The organism is Roseovarius gaetbuli, assembly GCF_900172365.1.
In the GTDB taxonomy this organism is placed as follows: Bacteria; Pseudomonadota; Alphaproteobacteria; order Rhodobacterales; family Rhodobacteraceae; genus Roseovarius; species Roseovarius gaetbuli.
Map to the genome: position 1 here is coordinate 1 of NZ_FWFJ01000109.1, position 1488 is coordinate 1488.

The window sequence follows — 1488 nt, forward strand, 5'->3', positions numbered from 1 at the left end:
ACGGCAGCGTGCAGATCAACAACGACGGCACGCTGAGCTATACGCCGGATGCCGACTTCAACGGCACCGACACGATCAGCTACACGGTCTCGGACGGTCAGGACGTCGACACGGCAGAGGTGACGGTGACGGTGACCCCGGTGAACGAAAACTCGGGTAAGGACGATCCGGATATCGTGAACGGCACCGAAGGGGATGATCGATTGCTGGGCGGAGCCAGTGCAGACCAAATAAATGGCTTGGGCGGTAATGACCTAATAAAAGGTGCGGCGGGTGAAGACACGATTTTCGGAGGCGAGGGCAATGATACGTTAGAGGGTGGCTCAGGCGACGATTATCTTGCAGGTGGGGCCGGGGTGGACTCGCTCAATGGCGGTCAAGGCGATGACGGTCTGGAGTGGGGTGGTTCAGAGGATGTATATAACGGTGATGTTGGACGCGACGTTTTGGTTGTGGCTACCGGCAGCAACGTCGGCTCCGATCTGCTTCCTACATTAAAAGGTAGCGACATCGAGGCAATTGATTTGGAAAATACATCCAGTGAAGCACTCAATGTTACTTTTATGGATATAATTGAGCTTTCCTCCAAATCCGACACCCTGTTGGAGCAACTTCTGGGAAAGAGTGCAGCAGAGAGCGCGACGATCTACGGAGACGGTAGTGACACCGTGAATTTGGCGGGTGACTCTGCCGGAACATGGTCGTTGAGTGAATCCGTCAATGACGGTGTTAACGATTTTGACGTTTACGAGTTCGTCGATGGGTCTAGTAATGTGCTGGCGACGTTGGCAATTGACGACGATATTTCGGTCACGCTTCCAGTTGCTTGAGTTGGAGGACCTTCATTTCAGCGCGAGTTGCGGAGATCACCTTGCCAAGACTTACCTGCAATATTTTCCTCGGGGAGGAAATCTGAGTACGCCTCTTTTTTGAGTCGTAACACGCGCATGCTATTGGAGCGTCTGAGCAATTCCGGCACATTTTAGCAAAAGCAGAGCATACGATGATTGTCACGCTGGTTGGTCAGAAAACCATCCGCGAACGACTTGTTACCTGAGCCATGCAACCGGAAGATTGGTTGCATTACATCGTGGCGCCTTTGACCCATGACATCGGTTTCTGCGTTGGCGATACCGACAATGACGTTGTGATCAACGAGGTAGCCGACCAGATCTGCCCGCCTCGCGGTGCGCCCGTTGCCTTTCTCGCCTCGCATCACATTGACCGCGGCAAGATTTATGCCCGTCACCACTTTTTGAATTCCGACCTGATTGACTGAGAGCGGATTGCCCAGGCCATTGAATACACCTGGTTTCCCACGCCGGATGATCCGTTTTATGCGTGCACCGAAAGTGAACCCGTTTGTAAGCGTTTCCTGGCCCGCACCTTCCCAATTCTCACCTGACCTGAGATTTCGCACCTGACGGAGATTAGGGCAGGAGTTTCGCGATGGCGACTACGGTGGGGTTTCTCAGGGGCTACGGTGTG

At 53.6% G+C, this 1488-nt stretch carries 2 protein-coding genes; one reads left to right on the forward strand and one right to left on the reverse strand.

Going from position 1 to position 1488, the window contains the following annotated elements; translation table 11 throughout:
* Nucleotides 1–830 (forward strand): calcium-binding protein (locus ROG8370_RS19775; protein WP_170925318.1); only part of this gene is annotated, 830 nt, incomplete at its 5' end.
* 152 nt (nucleotides 831–982) lie between these two features.
* On the opposite strand, the gene ROG8370_RS20420 is transcribed toward ROG8370_RS19775, so the two are convergent.
* The gene (locus ROG8370_RS20420) at nucleotides 983–1420 is read right to left on the reverse strand and encodes a hypothetical protein (RefSeq protein ID WP_139838247.1); all 438 of its coding nucleotides are present in this window, start codon (nucleotides 1418–1420) and stop codon (nucleotides 983–985) included.
* Between the last annotated feature and the right edge of the window lie 68 nt (nucleotides 1421–1488).